This is a genomic window from Devriesea agamarum (assembly GCF_900070355.1).
Taxonomy (GTDB): Bacteria; Actinomycetota; Actinomycetes; order Actinomycetales; family Dermabacteraceae; genus Devriesea; species Devriesea agamarum.
The window spans coordinates 103349-128774 of record NZ_LN849456.1 but is presented as its reverse complement, the minus strand read 5'-3'; the positions used below and the strand labels follow the sequence as shown (position 1 = coordinate 128774).

Annotated in this window: 23 protein-coding genes, 1 other RNA gene and 1 riboswitch; of the genes, 6 read left to right on the top strand and 18 right to left on the bottom strand. The window is 58.7% G+C overall.

The window, feature by feature from the left end; genetic code table 11:
- Nucleotides 1–20 precede the first annotated feature (20 nt).
- From BN1724_RS00555 to BN1724_RS00545, 3 genes are read right to left on the bottom strand one after another with little or no spacing between them, the layout of a single operon-like run.
- Nucleotides 21–1166, bottom strand: a complete 1146-nt coding sequence (locus BN1724_RS00555) for a thiolase family protein (RefSeq protein ID WP_231928105.1) — start codon at nt 1164–1166, stop codon at nt 21–23.
- The gene (locus BN1724_RS00550) at nt 1156–2265 is read right to left on the bottom strand and encodes an AMP-binding protein (RefSeq protein WP_058233811.1); all 1110 of its coding nucleotides are present in this window, start codon (nt 2263–2265) and stop codon (nt 1156–1158) included. Before BN1724_RS00550 ends, BN1724_RS00555 begins: the two co-directional genes overlap by 11 nt.
- The gene (locus tag BN1724_RS00545) at nt 2262–2882 is read right to left on the bottom strand and encodes a biotin transporter BioY (protein WP_058233810.1); all 621 of its coding nucleotides are present in this window, start codon (nt 2880–2882) and stop codon (nt 2262–2264) included. Before BN1724_RS00545 ends, BN1724_RS00550 begins: the two co-directional genes overlap by 4 nt.
- 65 nt (nt 2883–2947) lie before the next feature.
- Here BN1724_RS00545 and BN1724_RS00540 point away from each other — a divergent pair, with 65 nt between their 5' ends.
- Nucleotides 2948–3610 (top strand): TetR family transcriptional regulator, encoded by a 663-nt coding sequence (locus tag BN1724_RS00540; protein WP_157085695.1) that lies wholly within the window; start codon nt 2948–2950, stop codon nt 3608–3610.
- A 65-nt stretch (nt 3611–3675) separates the two neighbouring features.
- Here BN1724_RS00540 and ribH read toward each other — a convergent pair whose 3' ends face one another.
- The 15 genes from ribH to prfB all read right to left on the bottom strand — a co-directional run bounded on the left by ribH (nt 3676) and on the right by prfB (nt 18410).
- Entirely contained in the window at nt 3676–4146 is a 471-nt protein-coding gene (gene ribH / locus BN1724_RS00535; RefSeq protein ID WP_058233809.1) for a 6,7-dimethyl-8-ribityllumazine synthase, read from the bottom strand.
- Between the two features lie 19 nt (nt 4147–4165).
- Nucleotides 4166–5629: a 3,4-dihydroxy-2-butanone-4-phosphate synthase gene (gene ribB / locus BN1724_RS00530; protein WP_231928104.1), complete on the bottom strand. Its 1464-nt coding sequence runs from the start codon at nt 5627–5629 to the stop codon at nt 4166–4168.
- Nucleotides 5626–6372 (bottom strand): riboflavin synthase, encoded by a 747-nt coding sequence (locus BN1724_RS00525; RefSeq protein WP_084252619.1) that lies wholly within the window; start codon nt 6370–6372, stop codon nt 5626–5628. Before BN1724_RS00525 ends, ribB begins: the two co-directional genes overlap by 4 nt.
- Nucleotides 6353–7630, bottom strand: coding sequence for a bifunctional diaminohydroxyphosphoribosylaminopyrimidine deaminase/5-amino-6-(5-phosphoribosylamino)uracil reductase RibD (locus tag BN1724_RS00520; RefSeq protein ID WP_084253057.1), 1278 nt, complete (start codon nt 7628–7630; stop codon nt 6353–6355). The genes BN1724_RS00525 and BN1724_RS00520 overlap by 20 nt, the downstream gene beginning before the upstream one ends.
- Before the next feature lie 36 nt (nt 7631–7666).
- A riboswitch (FMN riboswitch) is annotated at nt 7667–7795 on the bottom strand.
- 162 nt (nt 7796–7957) lie between these two features.
- Entirely contained in the window at nt 7958–9019 is a 1062-nt protein-coding gene (locus BN1724_RS00515) for a DUF1129 domain-containing protein (protein WP_058233808.1), read from the bottom strand.
- Nucleotides 9016–9372, bottom strand: coding sequence for a PadR family transcriptional regulator (locus tag BN1724_RS00510; protein WP_058233807.1), 357 nt, complete (start codon nt 9370–9372; stop codon nt 9016–9018). The genes BN1724_RS00515 and BN1724_RS00510 overlap by 4 nt, the downstream gene beginning before the upstream one ends.
- Nucleotides 9373–10107: 735 nt before the next feature.
- Complete coding sequence (locus BN1724_RS00505; RefSeq protein ID WP_157085694.1) at nt 10108–10860, bottom strand: hypothetical protein; 753 nt, start codon at nt 10858–10860, stop codon at nt 10108–10110.
- A gap of 468 nt (nt 10861–11328) precedes the next feature.
- On the bottom strand, nt 11329–12108 hold the full coding sequence (locus BN1724_RS00500) for a hypothetical protein (RefSeq protein ID WP_157085693.1): 780 nt from the start codon (nt 12106–12108) through the stop codon (nt 11329–11331).
- 23 nt (nt 12109–12131) lie between these two features.
- Nucleotides 12132–12416, bottom strand: coding sequence for a hypothetical protein (locus BN1724_RS00495; RefSeq protein ID WP_058233804.1), 285 nt, complete (start codon nt 12414–12416; stop codon nt 12132–12134).
- Between the two features lie 331 nt (nt 12417–12747).
- Nucleotides 12748–13115, bottom strand: a transfer-messenger RNA (tmRNA) gene (gene ssrA / locus BN1724_RS00490).
- A gap of 128 nt (nt 13116–13243) precedes the next feature.
- A complete protein-coding gene (smpB, locus tag BN1724_RS00485; RefSeq protein ID WP_058233803.1) occupies nt 13244–13747 on the bottom strand; it encodes an SsrA-binding protein SmpB in 504 nt (167 codons plus the stop codon).
- 321 nt (nt 13748–14068) lie between these two features.
- Complete coding sequence (locus BN1724_RS00480) at nt 14069–15442, bottom strand: M23 family metallopeptidase (RefSeq protein ID WP_058233802.1); 1374 nt, start codon at nt 15440–15442, stop codon at nt 14069–14071.
- A gap of 4 nt (nt 15443–15446) precedes the next feature.
- Complete coding sequence (gene ftsX / locus BN1724_RS00475) at nt 15447–16364, bottom strand: permease-like cell division protein FtsX (RefSeq protein ID WP_058233801.1); 918 nt, start codon at nt 16362–16364, stop codon at nt 15447–15449.
- Nucleotides 16361–17140 carry a cell division ATP-binding protein FtsE gene (ftsE, locus tag BN1724_RS00470; protein ID WP_084252611.1) on the bottom strand — a complete coding sequence of 260 codons (780 nt, stop codon included), beginning with the start codon at nt 17138–17140 and terminating at the stop codon, nt 16361–16363. The genes ftsX and ftsE overlap by 4 nt, the downstream gene beginning before the upstream one ends.
- 151 nt (nt 17141–17291) lie before the next feature.
- Nucleotides 17292–18410, bottom strand: a complete 1119-nt coding sequence (gene prfB / locus BN1724_RS00465; protein WP_058233800.1) for a peptide chain release factor 2 — start codon at nt 18408–18410, stop codon at nt 17292–17294.
- A 142-nt stretch (nt 18411–18552) separates the two neighbouring features.
- Between prfB and BN1724_RS00460 the strand changes: the two genes are divergently transcribed.
- The 5 genes from BN1724_RS00460 to BN1724_RS00440 all read left to right on the top strand — a co-directional run bounded on the left by BN1724_RS00460 (nt 18553) and on the right by BN1724_RS00440 (nt 25401).
- Nucleotides 18553–19659: a YihY/virulence factor BrkB family protein gene (locus tag BN1724_RS00460; RefSeq protein WP_058233799.1), complete on the top strand. Its 1107-nt coding sequence runs from the start codon at nt 18553–18555 to the stop codon at nt 19657–19659.
- A 177-nt stretch (nt 19660–19836) separates the two neighbouring features.
- The gene (locus tag BN1724_RS00455) at nt 19837–21162 is read left to right on the top strand and encodes a sensor histidine kinase (RefSeq protein WP_058233798.1); all 1326 of its coding nucleotides are present in this window, start codon (nt 19837–19839) and stop codon (nt 21160–21162) included.
- Nucleotides 21159–21866, top strand: coding sequence for a response regulator (locus BN1724_RS00450; RefSeq protein WP_058233797.1), 708 nt, complete (start codon nt 21159–21161; stop codon nt 21864–21866). Before BN1724_RS00455 ends, BN1724_RS00450 begins: the two co-directional genes overlap by 4 nt.
- A gap of 329 nt (nt 21867–22195) precedes the next feature.
- Complete coding sequence (locus tag BN1724_RS00445) at nt 22196–22903, top strand: ABC transporter ATP-binding protein (RefSeq protein WP_058235627.1); 708 nt, start codon at nt 22196–22198, stop codon at nt 22901–22903.
- Nucleotides 22900–25401, top strand: coding sequence for an FtsX-like permease family protein (locus tag BN1724_RS00440; RefSeq protein WP_058233796.1), 2502 nt, complete (start codon nt 22900–22902; stop codon nt 25399–25401). Before BN1724_RS00445 ends, BN1724_RS00440 begins: the two co-directional genes overlap by 4 nt.
- Nucleotides 25402–25426 lie beyond the last annotated feature (25 nt).

Here is a 25426-nt window from a genome sequence, read left to right as displayed (position 1 = left end):
CTTTTCACCGCGCACGTCCATCACCGCACCACCTCCATCACCGCCGCTATTCCCATCCCTCCGGCAATAGAGGCTGCCGCGACCCCGCAGGCGCCCGCAGGCGCGCCCGCCCGCACCAAGCGGCTAAAAAGCCTGACCACGCTCACCGCACTGCTGGCTCCCCAGGGGTGACCGAGCGCGAGCGCGCCGCCGTCAGAGCAGACTCTAGGGTCATCATCGGCAAGACCTAATCGAGACAACACCGCCAGCGACTGCGCGGCGAACGCTTCGACGATTTCAAAGGCGACGATCTGCGATAGCGATACCCCCGCCTTCGCGACGGCGGCCTGAACAGCGGGAGCAGCCCCAATGCCCGGCAGGCGGGGGTCGCACCCCACAATCGCCCAGCTGCGCAAACGCAACCCGGCGACGCCTCGCGCACACTCCTCCGGGACAAGTACAACCGCAGTCGCTCCGTCACTGATGCGGGTCGCTGTCGCGGCCGTCACACTTCCACCCGGGTTGATTGGGGCCAGACGCGCAAGAACAGCATCGAGCCGAGCAGGAATCTCGTCGCGATCCACGGCGTGGATTGGCACAATCTCCTGGTCAAAGACCCGGTGTTTTTGCGCTGTCCGGGCCCGCTGACAGCTGCGAAGGCTGTGTTGTTCTTGCCGTGACCGGTCAATCTGGTCTGCGCGAGCAAGCGCATCGGCAGCCTCGATCATGCCCGGATCCTCCCAGCCTGCGGGAACGAATGGAGCCTGGTTGTAGGGCACTCCATGCATAGATCGGATCGGAGCCGTGGATGCGCTTTCCACTCCACCTGCGATGTACGCGCGTGTATCTCCTGCGGTGATTGCCATACCGGCGTGAATGATGGCGGCAAGTCCGCTCCCGCATTGCCGGTCGATGGTGGCACCGGGAACCTGCTTTCCTAGTCCAGCGGCGAGGGCTGCTATCCGGCCCGGATTTCCACCCGGCCCCATGCAGTTTCCGAGAATGACGTCGGCTACATCAGGATGGGTATTGAGTGCGCTGGTTGCGTCCGTGAGCCCTGCCCGGATCACCGGCGCAGCAAGGTCTTCGAGGTGGCGATCCGCGAGGGCACGCCCCCGGGTGGCAATGGGCGTGCGCCGAGCGGCGACGATCACCGGGCTCTGTGATGTGCACGGGCTATTGGCCACCGCGTTTCTCCTGTTTCGCACGTATCTGATGCAGTGCCTGCGCCCGTGCGGGTTTGCCTGCGGCGGTGCGTGGAATTGTTCCGGCTTGCCAGATCCGAGGGCGGCTCGCCGGGGCGAGGATAGGGCGGGACGCTGCGCGCACCTGGTCCAGATCAATGTCTGCGGGCTCAATCAGAGCGCTCACAAGTTCCCCCACCAGTGGAACCGGGTAACCGATGACCACCGCATCGTCGATGCCGGGAAGTGAGCGCAACGCGGTTTCAACCTCTTCTGGAATCACTGTGGCGGAGGCAGTGATAATGGCGCCGTCTGATCGTCCGCGCAGAGTCAGCACGCCGTCGTTGAGCTCGCCGATATCACCCACGCTCGCCCACTCCCCGTCGATGCGCAAAGGCCCGGGTTCCCCGAGGTAGCCGAGCGCGATGTATGGGGATCGCACCCACACCTGCCCATCGCGGATCTCAAGATCGACGTCCGGGCATGGACGCATTCCCGTTCCGTCGTCGTAGGCGACGAGTGACAGCTCAGCTGCTCCGTAATAGCTGATCACCTTGATATTTCGCGCCAAGGCTTCGTCACGCAGGTCGGGATCCAGGTGGGATCCGCCGACGAATGCAGTGTGCACGCTGAGGGGCTCTGGGGTTTTGAGCAGTGCCCTTAGCCCTTGAGGGGTGCCGTGGAAACAGGCGGCTCGTGTGAGGTTGGAGAACGATACGGGTTGCGGCCCAGACCCGTCTAAAGCATGCGCGAGTGAAAACAGGGTGAGGGATGATGACGGCGGCGCTGGGCAGATGATCCGGTCTTCAGCACGTGCCTCGAGCAGGGAGGACACCAGCGGGAAGGAGTCGGTCCAGGATGCGTCGGTGCGGATCACAATTCTGGGAAAGCCGCTGCTGCCGGAGGTGAGGGTCGCCCAGGCTGCATTGGGAGGCAGCTCCGCGCTCTCGGCAAGTTTTTGGATGGCTTCCCACTGGGCTTTCGGCCATCGTGTATCGCCGACCAGGGGGATATCGCCCGCGCTGCGAATCGCCTGAATCCTCTGTAGGAGATCCGTCAGGGGTTCAGTGGCGGGCGGGTTCAGCGGAATGATTCTGGTCATGAGACAGGCTCAGCAGCCTGAGCCGGTTCAGGCGCCCGGGAGGCCCAGGTCCGCCGGAATGCGCGCGGGTAGGCCTGCGTCAGGGTGCCAACCACGAGGACTGCGATCACGGCTTTGGTGAGGTCACCGGGCAGGAAGGCGGTGCTGGCAAGCATCGTTTGGGTCAGCGGCAGCTGGGTTACAGCGCTTTGCACCGGTATTCCGCACGCGTAAATCACAGCAATACCGCCGACCAGCATCGCGATCAGGGTGCGCCACCAGACGGGTTTACGTCCGCCGGCGTGGACGATGGCTCCGATCACGAGGGCCCCAAGAATGAACCCGAGGCAGTATCCGCCCGAAGGGCCGATGAACACTCCGGCTCCTCCGCGTCCGCCAGCGAGCAGAGGTAGGCCCACGGCGACTAGCGCCATAAAGACGGTCAGGGATAGCGCGCCGAGCCAGGGGCCCAAGATGGCGCCCGCAAGCATGACGCCAAGGGTTTGCGCTGTGATGGGGACACCCCCGAATACCGTGAATGATCCCGGTAACCCGAGCGCGGCGACGATTCCCGCGAAGACGGCTACCCGGGCCATATCCGTTGCGTCCAGCTGTCGCCAATTCGCTCGAACTCGCATTGTGTCCCCTCATATAGCTTTCCTGAACACCGTTCAGGTGAACGATGTTCAGGTAGGGTAACGGCATGATGGTACGGTCGGCAAACCCAAAGGACCCTCAACCTCGTCGCTCACGCGACGACGTCGTAGACGCCGCCCTCACCATCCTGGACACCCAAGGCCTGCCCAACCTCACCATGCGCCGACTCGGCGACACCCTCGGGATCAGACCCAGCGCCCTGTACTGGCACTTCGACAGCAAACAGGCGCTCCTCGCTGCGGTCAGTGCCCGTATCCTCGCCCCCCTCACCGACGACAACTCCACCTGCCCGACGATCCAAGAAGAAGCATTGAGACTCGGGATCTGCTTACGAGATCGACTCCTGGCCTACCGTGACGGCGCCGAACTAGTCTCAAGCTCATTGGCGCTCGGTCTGATCCCGCCGCCACTTCACCCCAAATTGATCGCCGCCGCCCATCACTGCGCGACCTCCAACAACCTCGCCCTGACCGCCGCCGAAGCCATTACACACTTCGTCATCGGATACACCTTCCACGAACAGCAGCGCATTCAGGCCGAGACCCTGGGCGTTCTGGGGGTAGCGAGCAACATCACCCCCGAGCGCGCACTCACGTCCGCCTCACCACACACCGGCGATTTCACCTCGATTCTCCGCCTCATCGTGACCGGACTGGACACCTCTCTAGCGCTCACAGGCAACCTTCCGCCCGAAAGCTCGTCCCGCTGACGATTCCAGTCGACGCCCTGGGGCGAGACATCGGCAGTCCGCACAGGCACCCTGAGCCGGGCAGCTTAAGCCCGCAAGGTTCGCAGCGCACCCACCGTCGCTACGGCTGCCTCGGCTGCCTCAAATCCTTTGTCCTCGGAAGAACCCGGTAACCCAGCCCGATCTAAGGCCTGCTGCTCGGTATCGCAGGTCAGCACCCCAAACCCGACGGGCACCCCAGTGCGCAACGCAACCTCGGTAAGGCCGTGCGTTGCCGCCTGGCAGACATACTCAAAGTGTGGCGTCCCACCACGGATGACCACCCCCAATGCGACCACCGCGTCAGCAACAGCAGTCGCATGCAGCGCGGCAACGGGAAGCTCACAGGAACCGGGCACTCGCACCAGGTCAACCGTGTGAACATTTGCATCATGAAGAGCGCGTAAGGCCCCGTTAATCAAGCCGTTCATAATCGTCTCGTGCCAGCTCGCAGCGACAATCACGACCCTCATCCCGGAGGCATCGACCTCTAATGTCGGCAGACCAATTTTGCTCATGGCAGCGTCGTCCTTTCTTTTATGGGTGTGCCCGATACTCACCGGTGTCATCAGTTGTCTCATCGCGATGACACATCTCGTGACGATCAGCCATGTCGGTGCGATCAGAGATCTCGCCGTCACTACTTATGCCACTAAAACTGCCCGCCCCGTCCAACGCAATCAGGTGCCCCATTTTTTCGGCCTTGGTCCGCAAATACCGAGCGTTCTGCGGGGCATGACCAACCAGCAACCGGATCGTGCGCACCACATCAATCCCGTGATCCGCGAGTGCCTTCGCCTTGGCGGGGTTATTGGTCAACAGCTCGACCCGGTGATATCCCAGGTCCGTGAGGATACCGGCGGCTGCCCCGTACTCGCGCAAATCTCCATCCCATCCCCGTTCTAGGTTGGCGTGCAGGGTGTCAAACCCCCGATCTTGAAGGGCATAGGCGGCGACTTTCTCCAGTAATCCAATCCCCCGTCCTTCATGACCGCGCAGGTACACCACGACACCCCCGCGACGAGCAACCAAGTGCAACGATTCGTCCAATTGGGGGCCGCATTCGCAGCGAAGCGACCCGAATGCCTCCCCGGTGAGGCATTCGGAGTGCACCCGTACGAGGGTCGGCGCGTCAGAAGGCGCATGGGACGGCGCATATGACGCCTCATGTGAACTCACACGTGAAGCGGCTATGCGATGAGCTACAAGAGCAACATGCTCTGCCCCCGTGCGGCGATCCCGATAACCGTGCATTGTGAAGTCCCCGGCTTGGGTCGGCAAATGTGCGGTGGCCGTTCGGTCCACCCGGCTCTGGCTCCGCCCCCGAGACGGGTGCTCCGCATGAGGCTGCGGCCTCATCGCTGTGGGAAGCTCGGTGGCGAGTTGGGCGATGGTGAGGAGCACCAGATCGTGCTCGGCGGCCAGAGCCCGGGCTTCATCCAGACGCATCACCTCCCCGTCGTCACGCACGAGCTCACCAATCGCACCTACGGGCGCCAGACCAGCAGCACGACATAGATCGACGGCGGCTTCCGTGTGTCCGGGTCGCTCCGCGATACCGCCGGGCACGGCACGCAAAGGCAGCACATGCCCGGGCCGGATGAGATCGGACGCCACAGCGTCGGGGTCGGCGAGCACTCGCAAGGTCCTGGCCCGCTCACTGGCAGAAATACCAGTGCTTATACCGTGAGCAGCATCCACGCTCACCGTGTACGCGGTGCGTCGTGAATCCTGGGATCGCGCCACCATGAGCGGAAGATCCAGCTCATCAGCACGTTCGGCGGGCATCGGCGCGCATAAATACCCTGAGGTATGACGCACCATCCATCCCACCCAGTGCGCGCTAGCGAGCTGGGCGGGCATGATCGCGTCAACCTCGTTTTCGCGGTCCTCCGAATCGGCCACGAGGGTCGGCCGGCCTTTCCGCAGCTCATCCAGTGCCCGGTCGAGTAGGCCGCGGTATCCAGGGTCTGTGCCAGGGGTCAGTGACGACGCACTCACAGGTCCTCGCTCTCGGCCATACGGAGCGCATGAGGTAGTCCACGGCGTGATGGATGCGGTGTAGTTTGCGAATTCCTCCCCTGGGCAGCCCCGTCGTGCGGCTGGTCCGTGCGAAATACAGAGGATTGAGATTGTGATCCGCCGGATGAACTGGTCTCAAGCAACCTGGCGACGTACCGGGCGAGAACATCAATCTCAATATTGACCGGATCACCTAACGCGAGACGTCCCAAAGTGGTGGCCTGAAGCGTTGCCGGGATTAATGACACGCTGAATGAGGTGTCACTGACTGCAGTAACGGTTAAGGACACCCCAGAGACTGTGATCGCACCTTTGACGGCGATGAATGGCGATAGTTGCGGGTCGATAGAAAAGGTGAGATCGACCCAGCGTCCTCCATCGGATTTCGCGCTGAGAATAGCGACACCATCCACATGCCCTTGCACCAGGTGTCCGCCGAGTCGGGTGTCGGCGCGCAGCGAACGCTCCAGGTTGACCCGTGTTCCAGGAACCAGACGGCCCAGGGTGGTGCGTCGAAGCGTTTCGGGCACAGCCTCAACCACGAATCCCCCGTCTCCGGTCAGCTCGGTGACCGTCAAACACACTCCGTCGACGGCTATGGAGTCCCCGCACCGTGCATCGGATACTGCGAGCTCGCCTCGCACAGCGATCCGTACTTCTCCGTCGTCCTGGTGAACCAGAGATTCCACGGTGCCTATTTCTTCAACGATTCCGGTGAACATGGGGTTCCTTCCGCAAGCGGTCGGTGGTGGACATGCGTGTAAGGATGAGTAAGAGATCTTCACCCAGTACTTGGGTTTCACGGATGTGCCAACGGTGTGCATCCTCGAGCGTCGTGATGCCGAGATCGCCGAGCACGGGCCGTCCCACTCCCAGATAAACGGGTGCGAGATAGGCATGGATTTCATCGATAAGTCCCGCCTGCCAAAAAGCGGTGGCAAGGCGCGGCCCGCCTTCGAGAACGGCATGCTCGATCCCTCGTTCTTCAAGAACACGGATGACATCGCGGGGCGTATCGGTGGGGACCTGGAGGAACCGTCCGTTGTGGCCTCGCACGGCTGCTTCGCGCGGCACCGGTCGCATACCGACGACGACGCGCAGTGGCTGGTGAACTAAGTCCATCCCTTTGGGCCTCGCTGTTAATGCCGGGTTATCAGCGATTACGGTGCCAGTTCCGACGATGAGCGCCCCGGTACGGGCTCGCACCGTGTGCGCGTGTGCACGAGCTGCTGCACCGGTAATCCATCGGCTACTTCCGTCTGCCGCTGCGACGTTGCCATCAAGACTGGTCGCGGTTTTGAGGACCAGGTGCACGCCGTCGGCGCCGTGGTTCGCAGGGCGTGGTGACCGGGCAGCGTCAGCACAGTCGCGGGCAGTGGTGTGCACCTGACGGACAGTGGAATGCGCGTGACAGGCAGCGGTGTGCACCTGCCCGCCGCAGGCTCGGGTGTACCAGTGCTCAATGAGCTGGCGGGCTTGGTCTTCCATGACCCTGCCCACGACCTCAATTCCTGCTGCCCGCAGATTGCGAGATCCCCTTCCAGACCGCTCGCCGGGATCTGGCAGCGCGTATACCACGCGGGCTATCCCGGCTTGTTGCAGAGCGCGTGTGCACGGACCTGTTTTCCCCTGGTGGCGGCACGGTTCCAGGGTGACTACAGCGGTCATTCCCCGGGTACATTTCCCGCGGGAGTGAGCATCATTAATCGCAGCAATTTCGGCATGTTCGGTGCCTGAACCGCGATGATAGCCCTCACCACAACGAGTTCCATCCGGCGCGATAATGACGCAGCCGACTTGGGGGTTGACATCGTGTTGAGGGCCACGAGCTGCGAGTTCGAGCGCCCGCTGCATGGCTCGATGTTCAGCGCCGGAGACAAGCCCCGGCCCTGGCTGGTCGCGTGAGGACTGATGTCCGCGCACACATGCCTCCGGATCGACGACGGTCCGGGGTGATGGCACAGCAGTATGCGTCCTCATGCGCGGATGGTGGTATGCCAACAGCGCGCAAGGACGCCACTTCTCCTCCCATCCGGACTTTTACCGTCGGTCCTGGAATTCCACCAGGTCAACCGGCTCCCTGGTGGGAGACGGGTCGCGGACTATCACCGCCGGTTCAGACTTTCACTGACCCCGGAGAATGTGGTTCTTACGCCGCCGACCTTACCTAGGCGTACTAACAAGCCGGGACTATCTGTAACACACCTCACAGTCGAGGCGGGATGGCTGCTCAAAGCTCGAGGCATGATTACGGCAGAGCACGATTTCAGGAGAGACAGGAACCGTTAACCATGCCCCCATTACCAGTTATCCCCCGATGCGTCGGGCTGCTTCACGTCGGACGTCGCGCCACTCAAAAGCCGCTATGAGCCCGATAACAACGAGCCACAGCAATGGCCAGACACTCAAGGTCCCATCGATGATGACCGCAACGTTGTATACGAGGACCAACCCCACACCCGCTGTGGAGAGCCACGCCGTCCGACGGTGAAGCAGGCTGCGGTTTTTGGTAAATCGCAATGCATACGACTGCGGCGTGCCGAATTCCTCAACTAGCCTTGTTCCGGCTTCTTCAGCAAAGGCGCGCGAATCCGCAACAATCCGATTCACCTGAGCGTCAGACATATCCCCTCGTATGCGCAGCGTAGCCCCGAGCTGACGGAGCCATTCGCCATCATCAAACACTTGAAGTGGCGTGTGAATAGGGCGTTTCGGCCAGAGCTTACCGATGAGCCATGCAAGCACTCCGTACATGAACGCCGAGCCGAAAACTCCGATCACAGCTGGATACTCAAACCTCACCCCATTGCCGACCATAAAAACGCCAACGGTCAGAGCGACCCCTACGGCACCCGTAACAAGGGAGGCAATGACAGCACTGAGGAATGATCGGGCGGCTCGCACGTACGTAAATACCGCTAGAAGAACCCGCGAAACTGCCCCCAGGACAAAGGGAGCCACAAGCCACGACAGTGTCAAAGGCTGTCCCCATGACCAGGTAAGTAGCGCCACGATAACGAACAGCACACTGTAATAGCTGGCGATGACGAAGGTTTCGATCACTATGTCACGAAGGCTTGGTGGGGTGAGAACAGAGAGCGCTTCACCATCCCCCTCCCTGTCGTGGACCATCGCCAGCTGCTCCTCCACCCATTCGTGAGGATCTCCGAAGAGCTCCACGGCTGATTGTCCATGTGTTTCGAGCTGCTCAGCTACATCATGGAGCAATTCGCTCACCCGAGCCTCAGATATGCCGTCTAATACCAGCCGCCCAGCCGCGACGCGGGCCCAGTGTTCATCGTCTTTGTCGCTTCGGATTGAGGCCACCCGATCGATGGCAGCGGGAATGTCATCATGGGGTTTTGTCATGGCGCTATCCCTTCTCGATGTGGCTCAGATGCGGTACTCAAAACGGCGATGAGACGTTTCCAGTCGATGCGCTCTTTAGATAGCCGGGCCCGCCCGTTCACAGTGAGCCGGTACGTACGCCGTCCCGGGCCTCGCTCACTTTGCATCCAAGAGGTTTCCACTGCGCCTGATTGTTCCAGCGCAGCCAGCAGTGGGTAGAGGGAGCCTCCTTTTGGTCTGCCAAGGCCGAGCTCGGCCAGCCGTTCCGCTATCGCATATCCGTGCAGTTCTTCGCATTCAAGAGCAGCCAGGACCGCAGTGCCGAGCACAGCCCGCACCCAGGCCGCCGGCCATTCGACGCTTACATCGGTCACATATCTAAGTATGGATCATACCTATTGGGGGCGCAAGGAGAGATATGACGTAAGATATGTTTTGCCCAATGTGAACGGCGACAGAAGATGGCTCACAGCCTCACCTAAATAGGAGACAGCCCCTAACCCGAGCGCAGCTCCCCTAAGGGGCAGATGCCATTCCCGAAAATCTGCGATTTCGAGCATTCACGCATACAATTAATACAGAACGCATTTTATATATTATTAGTAGGCAATCATTCCCGACCCGCACGCCCTTAAGATAGATATAATCTGTACGTCTTTAAGGTGCGGCACATCGATGGCTAAAGCCACGGTAGGCCAAGGACTACCCGGATAGGTACACCTGCGGGATACCCACGAGTTACACTCACATCGCACCTCACAAAAGGGGCGCTACACATAGACAAATTTCTCGGCATGTCAACATGCGTTCACCTCACTGAAGCATTTAAGTGCATAAGTAAATATATACCCATATGACATTAAACCGGTCGCACCGACTAGTTCAGCCAACGTAACTAGTTTTTCCCTTCACGGCAACTCGTTCAAGACTGTAACCCTCTAAAGAGAAGGCCGGAGGGCTCCAGATCACTAGAGCTAGCGAACATGCCGGACGAAACAGCACCGAGGGGTCGCTTCAAGGGAAAATAGCAGAGCTTGTAAAGGATAAGAAATTGAACGTTCATTCTATTTAGTATTTGGAGCTACGTCAACCCTTACACCCCATTAGCATTACTGCACAATATATTGAGAGCGACCGGTTTGACCAATCCAGGGTTCCGTTAAATAAGATGGTGGAGCCATAAAGCTTATAGTCTTTTCGCTATCCTTGATGACGTACTGGCGAACCGATCTGCGAGGGCCTGCCACCATATATTCATCCCAATGATAAACAGCGTACACAGCATTTTTCCTCAGGATAAACCCCGAAAGGTCCGGGGCCACATATGTCACCTCACCCCTGAATCTCATACGAAAAAAACTATGCGGTCCATGAGCATTTTCAATATCTATAAATTGAAACCCTGAAAACTTATTCGGTGTCGCCCTGGAGACTTCTTGCAAGGGAATCACCGGAACAAAAATATACTCTGGCCTCTGTCGATACTGAGCAACTCTCCCGAACAGCCATGAATCATCGACGACGGGGGTAAGTGGGGCCATATAGCTCTGCTTTAGCTGAGCATTTCCCTCGCATGGGATCCCATGCCCCGGGCGCAAAGCTTCATCGCCATGATGAGGGTTTCCATAAAGTTGGGGCGAAGTTACCTCATCTTGTGGCAACCCCTCATTCTGGGCCCGTCCAACCAACATGCTGCTGTGCTCTTTGAGGATCACACCGGCAAGCTCTGTAGGCCGGAGCATGGACATGGTGTCGTAAGAGTTAGGGTCGGTGAAGAATTGGTAGCACAAAACCCATAGATCGTCGCCAGCGTCTTCTCCCCATTCATGCCCAAGTATCTGAGGACCATCAATGCGGCTCACCCCCGAGTATAGGAAAAAGGACATGAAGTGCATCAGCTTTTCTATGTCATCCGTCCTCATACTGCACACACAGGACGCGGCACCTAGTCATGCATCAACAGGTTTCACGGACATATCGAAAAACAGCTGCAGGTATGCAGAGCTTCTCACCCCTGCGTTGCCGTGGTGACGCGAACTGTCCATTCGTCGCTCCTTTACGCGAAACCCCTCAACCCTCATCTACGCTGCGGCCAAGCAACCTGGATTTGTCGTTAAATTATCCGTATCTATCGTAGCGGATCCAGGCGTCCCCTACCCGCGGACGTACCCCAATACCATCCCACTTAACCTCGCCGTGTCCCAGGTTGACTTTCTTGCTGCGCACCGCCGGCCGCCGCACACCATAACAAAGACCCCGGATCGCCGTACACCTTTTCCAGAAGCGGCATGCACCCCAGAGTCCCACTCTCACAATAGCCAAGCTTCATTTTACAATGATTCAAAACGCAGCGAATTCGTCACAAAGCTCATCACTTTTTCACTGTCTTTCACGATGTACTGGCGAAGCGTGGAAGAGGGCTCTGAAACGGTATAGTTATGCCAATAGTAAATCGCGTATACACCATTCTTAGACTTACCTATCCTGATATCGTCAACTTCAACATACTCAACATAGTCGCCGAGGTTAAGTCGAATAACACCGTGTGGACCATGAGCGTTCTCAATCTTCAGACACTGGACCCCATCAAACTCCACAACCGTTGCCCGCGACATCTCTTGCATGGGAATAACCGGTATAAATAGAGGGTCGACCTCACGATCCCGAAGAAGGAGTTTATCAAACAGCCAGGAATCATCGAAAAATTGAGGTTCTCCGTCGTTCCGCAAAGTTCGGATATCCTGCGATATCGCTTCAGCCTCTTGCTTTTCTTTTTCACGATAAAAGATGGAGAGCAGAGCGCCCGCCAAATCGGTCGGATACAAAGTCGAAAGCCCCGAGTATGCGGTGGGATCAGTAAACAATTGGTAGCAGATGTACCATAGGTCGCGCTGAACATCTTTCCCCCACTCATGTCCGAGCGGATCATCTAGATCGAATATCGCCAGATCCAGTAACGGAAAGAATGCTATGGATTGCATGAGGTTTTCAATTTCATCCACCCGCATTTTACATACGGCAGGAACGACACCTCTCCAGACATCAAGATATGTTTGCGTTAATTCGATAAGCAGGTCGATATAGAATCTTTCATCCTTGGCGTCGCGCAAAAAAGGACTACACAATCCCATTTTTACTTCTCCCCACTAAAAATTTTAAAGGTCGAATTTTCCCCTAGGTTATTTTTTGCTCTCATCTCATCAGAAAACTCGATCTCTATGAAGCGTCTTTGGGAGCCGGAGTCAATGCGCAGAGTAGTGACAGTCCCATCACCGTGGGCCCGCTTAGCCACAACTTTCTCACTCGTAGTCTCGATCATCTCGGTACCGCGTCCGGTGGATTTTTGAAAGAATCGCTCCAGTTTTTTCTTCTTTTCGATATACCTAATATCAGTCTTTCCGCTATCCTCGTCAACCACGACAAAGCACTCCTTGCTACGAGTATGCATGCTGCTGCTAACCCATACGCCTCGGGACAACTCACGGAGCTACCTGCATCAAAGGTTGCCGCAGCGCATCGACCTCACGGTTCATGACTGCGGAGGCTAAGGCAGCAGGGCCATGAGACGTGGGTCAAATTTTACATTTCCATCGCATCGATCGCTAGGACTGTCTATGCGATCGATAGCCTCTCATACTATCTCGCACAACTAAGCTCAGGACAGGATCAGAGCCCAGCAAAAAACACAGCACCCACGCCCCCGCGAAAGGGGTGTGGGTGCTGTGTTTTAACTAGCCTTACGGCGGTATCAGTGGAGACGGCGGGAATCGAACCCGCGTCCGATAGTGCAAAACGAGAGCTTCTCCGGGCGCAGTCCACGTGGCGTTTTCTCAGCTGCGGCGATCCCGTGGACACGTCGCCGACCAGCTCAGTCGTCTAAATGTTCATCCGATCCCAACGACGAGAATCGGTAGCAGTGGCTCCTTTGATGATGGAACGGTCCGGGTCAGGAGCTCCCCCGGGGTTCCAGACTGCTGTCGCTACTTAGGCAGCGAGAGCGAAGTCAGTGCGCTTAGGTTCGGCACTTATTGGTTTCTCAGGATCGTTTACGAGATGACCTGAGATTCTCGGCCCGCTTCCTCTCGCTGGACAACTACCGTCGAAACCGATCGTCCCCGTGAGTGGAATGGTGGCACTGAAATACCTATGTCGCATATCCAGTTGTCAATCCAGCAGCGAAGCTGCCGTCCACATCCACAAGTGTACCGGACCGCCTCCCCTGAACGCCCGATAATTTTCGTCACGCTAAGACAGCAGTTCGCGCTGCCGCATCGCGCGCTGGGCTTCACGCAGATCCTGCTTCTCGCGAAGGTTTTGACGTTTGTCCCAGTCTTTCTTACCGCGCGCTAACGCGATTTCGACCTTCACATGAGAGCCCACAAAGTACATTTGCAGCGGAACAATCGTGAAACCTTTTTCGCGGGTTTTCCCTGTCAGCTTCAAGATTTCAGACTTGTGCAGCAGGAGCTTACGTTTACGTCGCGGCGCGTGGTTAGTCCAGGTTCCCTGAGCGTATTCGGCGATATGGGCCGCATCCAGCCACATCTCGCCCCTCTCGATGAAGCAGTACCCGTCGATCAATGACACCCGCCCGGCACGGCACGACTTCACTTCGGTTCCCGTGAGGACTATGCCCGCTTCCCAGGTGTCGTCAATGTGATAGTCATGGCGGGCCTTCTTATTGCTCGCGATCAGACGGCGTCCGTCAGCGTTCTTGGACGCTTTCGCACCGCCCTTCTTTGACGACATCTCAGCTCTCCTCATTAGATTCACGGCATCCGCCATCCAGCGGACCACAACACTGTAAGCGGGCTGTGCAGCGATAACCAACAATTTTCAGTGTCGGTTGGCTCCTACCCTAGGCGCGATAACCAACTGACGCCTGACAATCAGCCGCTCCATACAGATTAGCCACTGCGTCCGCATCAGCTGTGGGCGCAGCGCGAACTCTATACCCCACGCTCACGCCCCAAGCATTTAGCTAGCATCCCACTCGGATACGGGTCTACCAAGCTCTCAGATAGACCCCAGCCCGATAGTCCCTGGCTCACCGATAAAGACTGCGGCAGCTCACAGATACGGGGCAGGATTGACCGGCGTTCCGTCGTGCTGAATTTCAAAATGCAGGTGACACCCAGTAGAGGATCCGGTGGTACCGACGTAGCCGACCACCTGTCCCTGGGAGACTCGCTGACCCGGTGATACCGCAAAGCCCTGCAAGTGATGGTACGAGCTGGTCACCAGCACACCATTGTCGAGGCCGTGGCTGATAGTCACTTTGTTACCCGCCAACGACCGGTATTCAGTGGCCAGCACCTTCCCCGCCTTGGTGGCTTTCACTGGCGTGCCGCACGCCGCCGCGAAGTCAACACCGGCGTGCAAAATACGGGTGTGGAAAATCGGGTGATAGCGATATCCGAAGTTTGAATTCAACGGTGCGTTAACAGGCCGCAAGAATCCGCGTCCAGACTGTCCTCCCCCACCAGAGCCGCCGCCTGAATCATCGCCCCCCGGAGCCGGAGCTGGTCGGTCGGCGTTTTCGCGGCGTCGTCGTTCCTCTTCTTGACGCTGACGTTCAAGTTCCCGCTGTTTCTCTTGCTGGATCAGTGTCTGAATTTGCTGATCCAGTTCAGCAGACTGACTCTCCAGAGTGCTCTGGCGGCCCTCGTACTCTTTTTTCTTCTGCTGCAGAGCATCCGTCTGGGTCTTCTGCTGGGTATAGAGACTGTCTAGCTGCTGCTTCGCAGTGCTCGCCTGTTGTTCAGCTTCCTGTCGAGTGCGCACCGCGGCTTCTGACTGCTTCTTCAGCTCATTAATTTCCCGGCGCACAGCACTGAGTCGGTCTCCGCGGTCACTGGTCACCGCCTGGTCCACCCGTAGATCCGACAAGCTCGCACCCTGGGCCTGGAGTGTCAAGGTGTAGTTTTTGGAGCGATCAACCGCTTCTTGAGGATTAGCAATCCCCACAAACACGCTTGCCGCGCTAGGCACACCGCCACCTTTGTAGGCGGCGAGCGCCAGACGGTCGATATCCTGGTTTTTGCCGACCACGGCCTGGGCCTTCTGCTGGGCCTGGCCTTGCAGCTCGCGTTCCTCGCGCTGAGCATCGCGCAGGCGCTTGCCAACGCGCTCATCTTCCTGCCTCGCGCTATCCAACGCTCCACGGGCCGCGTCCAAGGACCGCTGCGCATCCGGGATCTGCAATTCTGTTTCCGCAAGCGCGATGTAGGCCGAGGAGAGGTCTGTGTTGGTCTCTGAAAGCTCGTCCCGAAGCTGGCTCAACCTGCGGTCAACCTGCTGCTTTTCCCGAACTTTGTCGTCCTTGTCGTCGGCTGTTGCCCCGGACGGAATGATGATCGGGCACAGCAGAGCGAGCATGGCCACGCTCACGCAGAAGCGGCGCCAGGGGTGACGGTGAGAACGCAAGGGGAAGCGGCGACTCATGAGATCACACTTTCAGGTAGCGGTTCAGTGAGACAACAGACGAGGCGACCGCGAGCACCACGCCAATTCCTACCAGGATAGGACCTAACCAGATGAGGTCGCTCAGACCAACCCGCAAAAGGTCACCTCCTAGATGCGGTTGCACCCAGCCCACCACCACGGTGCGAAGCCCCGTGTAGAGCAGGCCCGCCGCGATGAGTGCGCCGATAGCGGCGGCAACCGCGCCCTCCAACAGGAACGGCAGCCGAATAAACAGATTGGATGCTCCCACCAGTCGCATAATCGCAATCTCGCGGCGACGGTTGGATACGGACATTCTGATCGTGGTGGCAATCAGCAAAATAGCGGCGACCAGCATCAATACCGCGAGACCAATCGCCAAGAGGGTTGTCTGATTCAAGATGTTCATAAATGGCGCATAGACGGAGAGGAGATCGCGCACCTCATCGACGCCGTCGCGCCCCTGGAAGTACTCGACAACTGCTCTAGCTTTGTCGGGATTCTTCAACGTGATATGGAAGGACACGGGCATATCAGCTGCGGTGAAGTCGTTAACAAACGACTGCCCCGCGAATTGCTGACGATAAATCTCCAGGGCTTGTTGCTGGTCGCGCACGGTAAACGACCGTACGTACGGCGCAAGCACGTCACCTTTTAAGGCCGACTCAACCTGTGACTGTTGCGCTGGTGTAGCAGAGCCGCCCGCGCAGGTGGGGGTCGTTGAATGCTTTGAACACAGGAAGACGGTGATCTGAGATTCCTGGACCAAGTGATCCTTCATCTCAAAAATTTGCTTTTGCATTAAAACCCCGGCGCCGACGAACGTCAGGGATACCGCCGTCACGATGATCACCGAGATCACCATGGCGATATTGCGCCAGAGGCCGGTCAGAATTTCAGACGCTACGTAGCGAAGCCTCACGGTAGGACCTCCTCGGTACCATCCCACGTAGGTTGCTGCACCCTGGGATTGGAGCCATCCGAGGCCCGACCGGAAATAACACTCGCTGGCGCTTCGCCCTGATACATCCCACCCTGTTCATCGCGTACGACCTCACCATCAACCACCTCAACTACTCGGCGACGCATCCGGTTGACAATGTCGAAATCGTGGGTAGCCATCAAAACGGTCGTCCCCTGGTCGTTAATTTCTTCCAGTAAGGTCATAATTCCTTGGCTGGTGACGGGGTCGAGGTTTCCTGTGGGTTCGTCCGCTAACAAGATCGAGGGCCGGTTGACGTAGGCACGCGCAATCGCTACCCGCTGCTGCTCACCACCGGATAACTCGTGCGGATAACGCTTGGCTTTATCTGCCAATCCGACTAGGTCCAGCATCTCGGGGACAGTGCGGCGCACGACCCGACGGGGAGTGCCGATGACCTGCAGCGCGAACTCAATATTCTGTGCGGCGGTTTTGGACGGCAGCAAACGGAAGTCCTGGAAGACCATCCCGATCTCACGGCGAAGGCTCGGCACCTTGCGGGATGGAAGTGTCGAAAGGTTCTTCCCCGCCACATAGATGACACCTCGGTCAGCGAGGATTTCGCGCAGCACGAGCCGCATGATGGTGGATTTACCAGCGCCCGAGGCGCCCACCAAAAAGGCGAACTCTCCTCGCTCGAACTCGATGCTGAGGTCGCGCAGCGCTGAATGGGCGGAACGGGGATATGTCTTAGTGACGTTCTCGAATCGGATCACGAGGTCCTACCGAAGGTCGGGATTGGCCTCTTCGAGGCTAACGCCGCTGACTGTGTGCGTGGCGCACCAGCTGCGTCAATTTGGTCAAGCCTTGGTCAAACCTACGTGATCCTCATCGCTTTAGGCCGGAAGAGTCTCCATTGCGAGAGTCTCAGTTATTTAGAGCGCGCTGAGCCGAAACGCGCCACCGGATCCCCGCCTCAATCAGACCGTCGATCTCACCGTCGAATACAGCCTGCGGATTTCCCTCGGTATGTTCGGTGCGCAGATCTTTAACCATCTGATACGGGTTCAGCACGTACGAACGCATCTGATCGCCCCAGGAGGCCTTCACATCGCCTGCCAGTTCTTTGCGTTTAGCGTCCTCTTCCTGCTTCTTCAGCAGTAACAGTCGGGACTGCAACACTCGCAGTGCAGCAGCCCGGTTTTGAATCTGGGACTTTTCATCCTGCATCGACACCACAATGCCCGTCGGAATATGGGTCATGCGCACGGCAGAGTCCGTGGTGTTAACCGACTGCCCACCCGGACCCGACGAGCGAAACACGTCGATCTTCAAGTCAGTTTCGGGAATCTCAATCCGGTCGGTCGACTCGATCAGCGGAATAACCTCCACCGCGGCAAACGAAGTCTGCCGCCGTCCCTGGTTATCGAACGGCGAGATCCTGACCAGCCGGTGTGTGCCCCCTTCGACGCTTAGCGTTCCATACGCGTAAGGAGCATCCACTTCAAAGGTGACCGACTTCAGCCCAGCTTCTTCCGCATAGGAGGTGTCCATCACCTTGACCGGATAACCCTTGCGCGCCGCCCAGCGCATGTACATGCGCAGCAGCATTTCGGCAAAATCTGCCGCGTCTACACCGCCAGCCCCCGAGCGGATCGTCACCACTGCCGACCGGGCATCATACTCACCGGATAGCAGCGTGCGCACTTCGAGTTCGTCGAGGGTTTTGCGAATCGCAACGAACTCCGCTTCCGCCTCGTGCAGGGTGTCCTCATCACTCTCATCCGCCGCAAGCTCAACCATGATCTCCAGGTCGGAGATCCGAGAGGACAGCTCATCGATGCGACGCAGCTCAGCCTGGGCGTGAGATAAGGCGCTGGTGACCTTTTGGGCAGCATCCGGATCGTCCCAGAGGTCGGGTGCGGTTGCTTGGCGCTCCAAGTCCGCGATTTTGGTTGTCAGCGCATCGAGATCAGTCACTTTCTCAATGGAAGTCAGCGTCTGATGCAGGTGAGGTATTTCTTCAGAAAAATCAATGGCGGCCACGAACAGCCAGTGTACGCGAGAGCGCCACCTCCACCCCTTTCCTCCCCGCTCATGGCAGGATGGGCGGGGAACATCCCTACGCCGTGACATAGACGGATAGCGTCCATTTCCCTACCCCCGACACTCTGAGGAAGGCACGTCGATGCCAGACAGCGAGAGCACCCCCGAGGCGATAACCCAGCCCTCAGGCGCAACCGATAGCGACGGTCGCCCCCCGCACTCATCGCAGCCCTCCCCCCGAAAAGGTTCTATTAAATGGCCCTATGTGGCGCGGCGGGCCTTGGCCGAGTTCAACCGTGATCAATGCACTGACCTGGCCGCGTCACTGACCTATTTCGCGGTGTTATCAGCCTTCCCCGGACTGCTCGCCGTGATCTCTTTGCTTGCAATGTTTGGTCAAGGACAAGAATCGACGCAGGCCATTATTGGCTTCGCGCACCAGATCGTGCCGGCTGACACCATGAAAATCGTTCAGCCTGCCATTGAACAGCTCACAACAAAGGGCGGTGGCGTCGTAGCCCTAATCATTGGTGTTGGTGGTGCACTGTGGTCCGCCTCGGGATATGTCGGGGCTTTTGGCCGGGCGATGAACCGCATTTATGACGTCAACGAAGGTCGCGTCGTATTTATCCTCAAACCCGTTCAACTGCTGGTCACCCTCACCATGGTGATCGCCGTCGTCTTGGTGCTCGCCATGTCGATCCTTTCCGGCGGTATCGCTGAGAAAATCGGTAATCTGATCGGCCTTGGCGACACCTCGGTGTCGATCTGGAATATTGCGAAATGGCCGGTCATTGCGATCATTGCGATTTTAATGATTGCGCTGCTCTATTACGCAACCCCCAATGTTCGCCAACCGAAGTTCCGGTGGCTGTCTCCGGGCGCTGCCATCGCGCTGATCGTCATGGCAGTCGCTTCCTTCGGGTTCGCGTTTTACGTCAATAACTTTGGGAAGTTCGGTGCCACCTACGGCCTGGTGGGCGGTGTCATCGTCCTTTTGCTCTGGCTGTGGATCATGAACAATGTGATGCTGTTCGGGGCCGAAATCGACGTCGAAATCACGCGGGCGCGGCAGCTTGCTCGCGGCCTTGACGCCGAAGAAGACATCCGGCTGCCGCTGCGCAGCGACACCATGGTGGAAAAGCAACAGGAAAAGCAGGAAAAGCTGGTTGACGAAGCGCGAGATATCCGTTTAGAGCACTTGCATCGCGTAGACCGCGAGGGCGCGCCGGGCCAGGACACCCCCTAACCCGTATCGCCAATCCCTATCCCGTATTCCTACGGCATTGCGTTCGTCCCCTGCGGGCTACCGTCCCAATCCGTGTAGCTCACACGCGGTATGTGCGCTGCATCATCACCCTGGTGCGAACCAGAATCAGACCGCAGGGCGACGACGCCACCGACAAACCGCACTATGGTCATGAGCATGCAGTCCACACCCTCGCGCCCAACACGACGCCTCGACATCTTTCGATGGCTAGTCGAGCACCCGGGGATCATCGACTCGACAGTGTTTGGCAGCATAGCCATCGTCGCTTTCATCATCACATTGGTTGCGGTGGACCCGTATGGGGGGATGCAAGAACCAGCAGCCGTGATGCTATGGACGTTCTTCATGGTGCTGCCGGGTATGGCGATGCGCACTCACACCGGACGAGCCACACTCGCCGTCGGTATTCTCGCCGTCGGCCACATGATCGCCGGGCAACAGGTTGTGCCCGGCGATCTGATGATCTTTTACGCCCTGTTTAGCGCGACGGCGTATGCTCGTCCATGGATTGCACGGACAGCCTTAGGGGCCTCTTTTTTCGGCCTTATTCTTCAAATCCTGTGCCTCATCAACCTAGATCGTTCGCGTCATTCGTCTATTTTCGAGGTCGCACTCGTAGTCCTCATGTTTCTTGTGATGGGGACAAGTCTCATCATGAGCACCTGGGCGGTCGGCAAATTCCAGCGAGCCAAGCTCAACCAACTCTTGATCGCACAGGAACGCGCAGAACACGCTGAACGCGACCGCGAACAGCGTGCCGCGCTAGCGGTCGCAGCAGAGCGCTCCCGGATTGCCCGCGAAATGCACGACGTGGTCGCCCATTCACTGTCAGTCATCATCGCCCAAGCCGACGGAGGACGCTTCATCGCCGACCAAGACCCTGTGAAGGCAGCCAACGTCTTAGAGACCATCGGTCAGACCGGACGACATGCACTCGCCGACATGAGGAGCCTGCTGGGGGTTCTGCGCCAGGATGAAGAGACCACCTACGGCCCACAGCCTGACCTCAGCGCCCTATCCTGTCTCATCACGCGGATCACCGACGCTGGCACGAGGGTCGAGCTCACCGTGCACGGCGACCTGGATGACCTCCCCCAGGCGCTCAGTCTGTCGGCGTTCCGCTTGGTCCAAGAAGCGCTCACCAACGTCATGAAACACGCCGGACCGCAGGCCAGCGCGAGCGTGACCATAAACCGAACCCACCTCGACCTCCACGTCACTGTTATCGACGATGGACAGGGCCATGATCCGCAGTCAGACGGGCAAGGACACGGCCTGACCGGTATGCGGGAGCGAGTTGCGGTCTACGACGGTAGTTTCGTTGCGGGTCCCCTGCCCGGACGAGGATTTCGAGTCTCCGCGCATTTCCCGTTGCAGAAAGAAAAAGCTCCACGTCTACCCCTGCCATCCTGGCTGGCCCCTGCCCGGACCCGACAGGGCATCGAGATTCACCAAGGCACCCCGATAAAGGAGAAAACATGACCGGCACCGCCATCCCAGGCTCTCAGCAAGAAGAGCCAATACGGATCGCAATCGTCGACGATCAGCCTCTGGTCCGCGCCGGTTTTGCCATGGTGATCGGCTCTCAGCCCGATCTTGAAGTCATTGTGGAAGCCGGAGACGGACAGGACGCGGTCAATGCACTGCGAGGGCGACGCGTCGACATCATTTTGATGGATGTGCGCATGCCCCGGATGGATGGCATTGAAGCTACGCAACGCATTATCGACCAGGCTCCCAGTGACCAGGCTCCCCGTGTCATTGTGCTGACCACATTTGATCTAGACGAGTATGTGATGGCCGCGATCCGCGCCGGCGCGAGCGGCTTTCTGCTAAAAGATGCCCAACCCGAGGACCTTCTCGCGGCGATCCGAACCGTGCATCGAGGAGACGCGGTGATCGCCCCGTCCACTACGAAGCGGTTGCTCGCCCATATGGTGGAGGCCGCACCAGCCAGCCAGCGGGCTGACGACTCGGCGTTGGAGGCCCTCACTGAACGCGAACGCGAAGTGTTGGTTTTGATGGCACGCGGGCTATCTAACCAAGAGATCGGCGCCGAGCTATTCGTGGCTGAAGCAACCGTGAAAACTCATGTCGGACGCGTTCTCGCCAAACTGTCGGCACGCGACCGCGTTCAGGCGGTCATCACCGCCTATGAAACGGGACTGGTTCGCCCCGGAAGCTAACTCGCACTAACCCCGATGCCTCGATCTCTAAAACTGGCACCTGAGAGATTACAACTGCCACGCGCACGATTCGGTACCAAAATCAAAAACTGATCACGTCCTACCCCAGGTGGACGCTCTGATCCATCCAAGGTGGGAACCCCTCTAAACCATCACGGGTCTCACGATGGATGTGCAGAGTTTGGGCACAATGCACGATTACTTCAGTGATGTCTGCTGGCTACGAAGCCTCCGCATCCACGCCCTACGTCAACTGCCCTGGAGGGTAACCCGTGTCAGATCCCGCCCGCCCTGCCCCAAATACACCCCTGCAAAACGCCGACACATCCATGGCGCCCACGGTGTATTCCAACCCCGCTGTGATTCGCGCCCGCGGCGTGGTGAAGTCTTACGGCGATGTCCATGCCCTCGCCGGGATAGATCTCGATATTGCCGCTGGGCGGTTTACGTCGATCATGGGCCCCTCAGGCTCCGGAAAATCCACCTTGATGCATGTGCTTGCCGGGCTCGACACCGTCGATCAGGGCAGCATCCAGCTCGGGGGAACCGAGCTGACTCAGTTGGACGATAACCGTTTAACAGTTCTGCGCCGCGAACGCATCGGGTTTGTTTTCCAAAGCTTTAATCTGTTGCCCATGCTCACCGCTGAGCAGAACATTTTGCTGCCGATTCAGCTATCCGGTGCCACAGTGGACCGAGCATGGTTTACCACCTTGGTGGAAGCATTCAAACTCTCAGACCGGCTCACGCACCTTCCAAGCCAACTATCCGGTGGTCAGGTGCAGCGCATCGCCATTGCACGGGCGCTCATTACCTCACCGGATGTTGTCTTCGCAGATGAGCCTACTGGCAATCTCGACACCGCCACGAGCACCGAAGTCTTGGACTTTTTACGTCTTAGCGTGGACCAGTTTGGCCAGACCATCGTCATGGTCACTCATGAACCCAGCGCCGCGGCAAAAACCGATCGCATCGTGACACTGCGCGACGGACAGATTATCTCGGACTCAATGACAGTCACCGGGGGTCATCGATGAAGAGCACACGCGGGATTCGTTTAACACCCTGGCGTCGCCATCTTGCGGCGCTGATTACGATTGGACTGAGCACAGCGTTTTTATCCATCGCCGTGCTTACCGGAACCCTGATCCAAAGTTCTCTTGACCTGTCGGTGCGCTCAACTGTCGCCCATTCCGATGTGGTGGTCAATGAAGCTCCCCATGGCCTCCCCACGGTCGACGGGGTGCGCGCCAGCTGGCCGTGGATCAACAGTGTCGTGCAAGTGCACGTCGGCGGGAAATCGGTGCTGGCCCGGACCACTATCGACCCTCCAGATTCGGTCTCCTCGCTGACATACCAATCCGGTGGACCAGCCCGCAACGCGAACGACATAGTCGTCGATACGGAGACCGCGAAAGCCCTCAACCTCACGGTCGGAACCAAGGTAACCCTCTCCTCCGGAAATCCAGAATCTCCGGAGGGTCACACCTTTCAGATCAGCGGTATATCCGAGATGCCGTCCCAGAGCCTGTCTATCGGGGGGATCTCGTCGACCATTCACCTGCAAGGCCCCAATATCGCCTCAGCTCTGGGCGAGGACTCTCACCGTTACCACTCGTGGATGATCTCAGTTCGCCCGGGCACCAATCCGCAGACCGTGATTGCTGATCTAGAGCGGAAAGATCCTCAGCTGAAGGCACAGACAACTGACGCTTATGTGACCGAGCAAATCTCGTCTATGACCCGTGACGGCGCTATTTTGACAGGCATCTTCGTCGGCTTCGTGGTTATTGCCTTCGTGGCAAGCGCCATCGTGGTCGCCAATACGTTCGCGGTAACCCTCGCGCAGCGTACTCGCAGCCTTGCTCTGCTTCGGATGCTGGGCGCCACCCGCCGTCAAATACGGCTCCTGGTCTTACGCGAGTCCGCACTGATTGGGATCATCGGTGCTCTCATCGGCACCGTTGGCGTACATATTTTGGCCCAGGCGACGCTCTCAACAGCGCGGGCTTTGGGCTACACCTCGGTTCCTTCCGTGGTGCCGTGGACGGCGGCTTCCCTGATGACGCCGGTCGTTGTGGGCTTGGTACTGTCACTAGCCGCCGGTTTCGGCCCTGCTCGGGCATCTACCCGGGTCAAACCGCTGGTGGCGTTGCGTCCGGTCCCGGTCACGTCCGACCGAGCAGCGGGCCGTATCCGCCTCATCGTGGCCCTTGTGCTCGGTGTGATCGGAGTTCTCCTGCTCGCAGCAGGAGCTCTAGCTAGCAGTGCATTGGGAACTGGCCTCTCGGTGCTCGCTGGTCTGATGGGCGGGATGCTGAGCTTCGCAGCCGTCATGGTGGGGCTAATTTTCCTAAGTCGGCCGCTTATCGGTGTAGTCAGCATTCCCTTTGTTCGTCTCGGTGGTGCTTCTGCGCGGCTCGCGGTCTCAAATATTGTTCGCCATCCCCGGCGCAGTGCCGCAACAGTCGGGGCTCTCCTGATCGGCACCACTCTTATGACCATGATGACGGTGGGGGCAGCCACCGCATCACGTACGGTCACCACCGAGCTCACCGACCGCAAACCCTTCGACATCGTCGTCAGCGGCACCAACCTCCCAGAGTCCTTGACCCCGGCGATTGCGAAAATTCCGGGTGTCTTCGCCGCGGAGACGATACACACCGGCGAACTAGATGCGCAGCACGACCAGAAACGCACCATGACGCTTATGGCGGTCACCCCAGCCATCATGGAGCGTGTCTCCGCCAATCCGGAGGTCGCCGATCATCTGAGCGATTTCGTGATCCGTACCGGAAAAGATCGGGCAGCCCAGTTCAAGCTTCACGACGGCCAGGTCCTATCGGTTCCTACTCCCTCCGGGCAAAACCTCAACGTTACGGTTCAGGTCATGGGCAATCTTTCGGTTTCGCTCGTGACCCCAACGACCCTCAGTTCCATCGCCACAACCGAACCTGCACGCGTCGTGCTCGGACAGTTGGCACCGATCTCGGAACCATCTCGACAAAATCGAGACGCCGGCACCATCGGTTCGGATGTCTATAAGACGGTCGATCAGGTCTTCCCCTCCCCCGGCGTCAGCGTGGACATTCCAGGTATTGAGCGCGAAGGTTACTCCCAGATCATTGATACGGTCCTCACTATCGCCCTTGCACTACTCGCCGTGGCTGTTGTGGTCGCACTGGTGGGTGTGGCCAACACACTCACCCTCGGTGTCATCGAGAGAACCCGCGAGAACGCCCTGCTCAGGGCGTTGGGAACAACACGCCGTCAGATCCGTGCCCTGCTGGCCTGGGAGGGATTCATCCTCGCCATCAGCGGTGCTCTGCTAGGAGTCGGTTTGGGCATTGCATACGGCATCATCGGCATCAACATTCTGCTGAGCAGCTCCTTTGGCGTGCTCATAACGATCCCTTGGTGGCGAATTCTCTTGATGATCGCCGCGGCAGTGGGTGCTGGGTTACTCGCGTCCGTGCTCCCCGGGCGCCGCGCAGCGCGCACCGCGCCTGCCGCTGCCCTCGCCGGCGGCGACTGAGCATAATAAGTACCGGGCACACGGA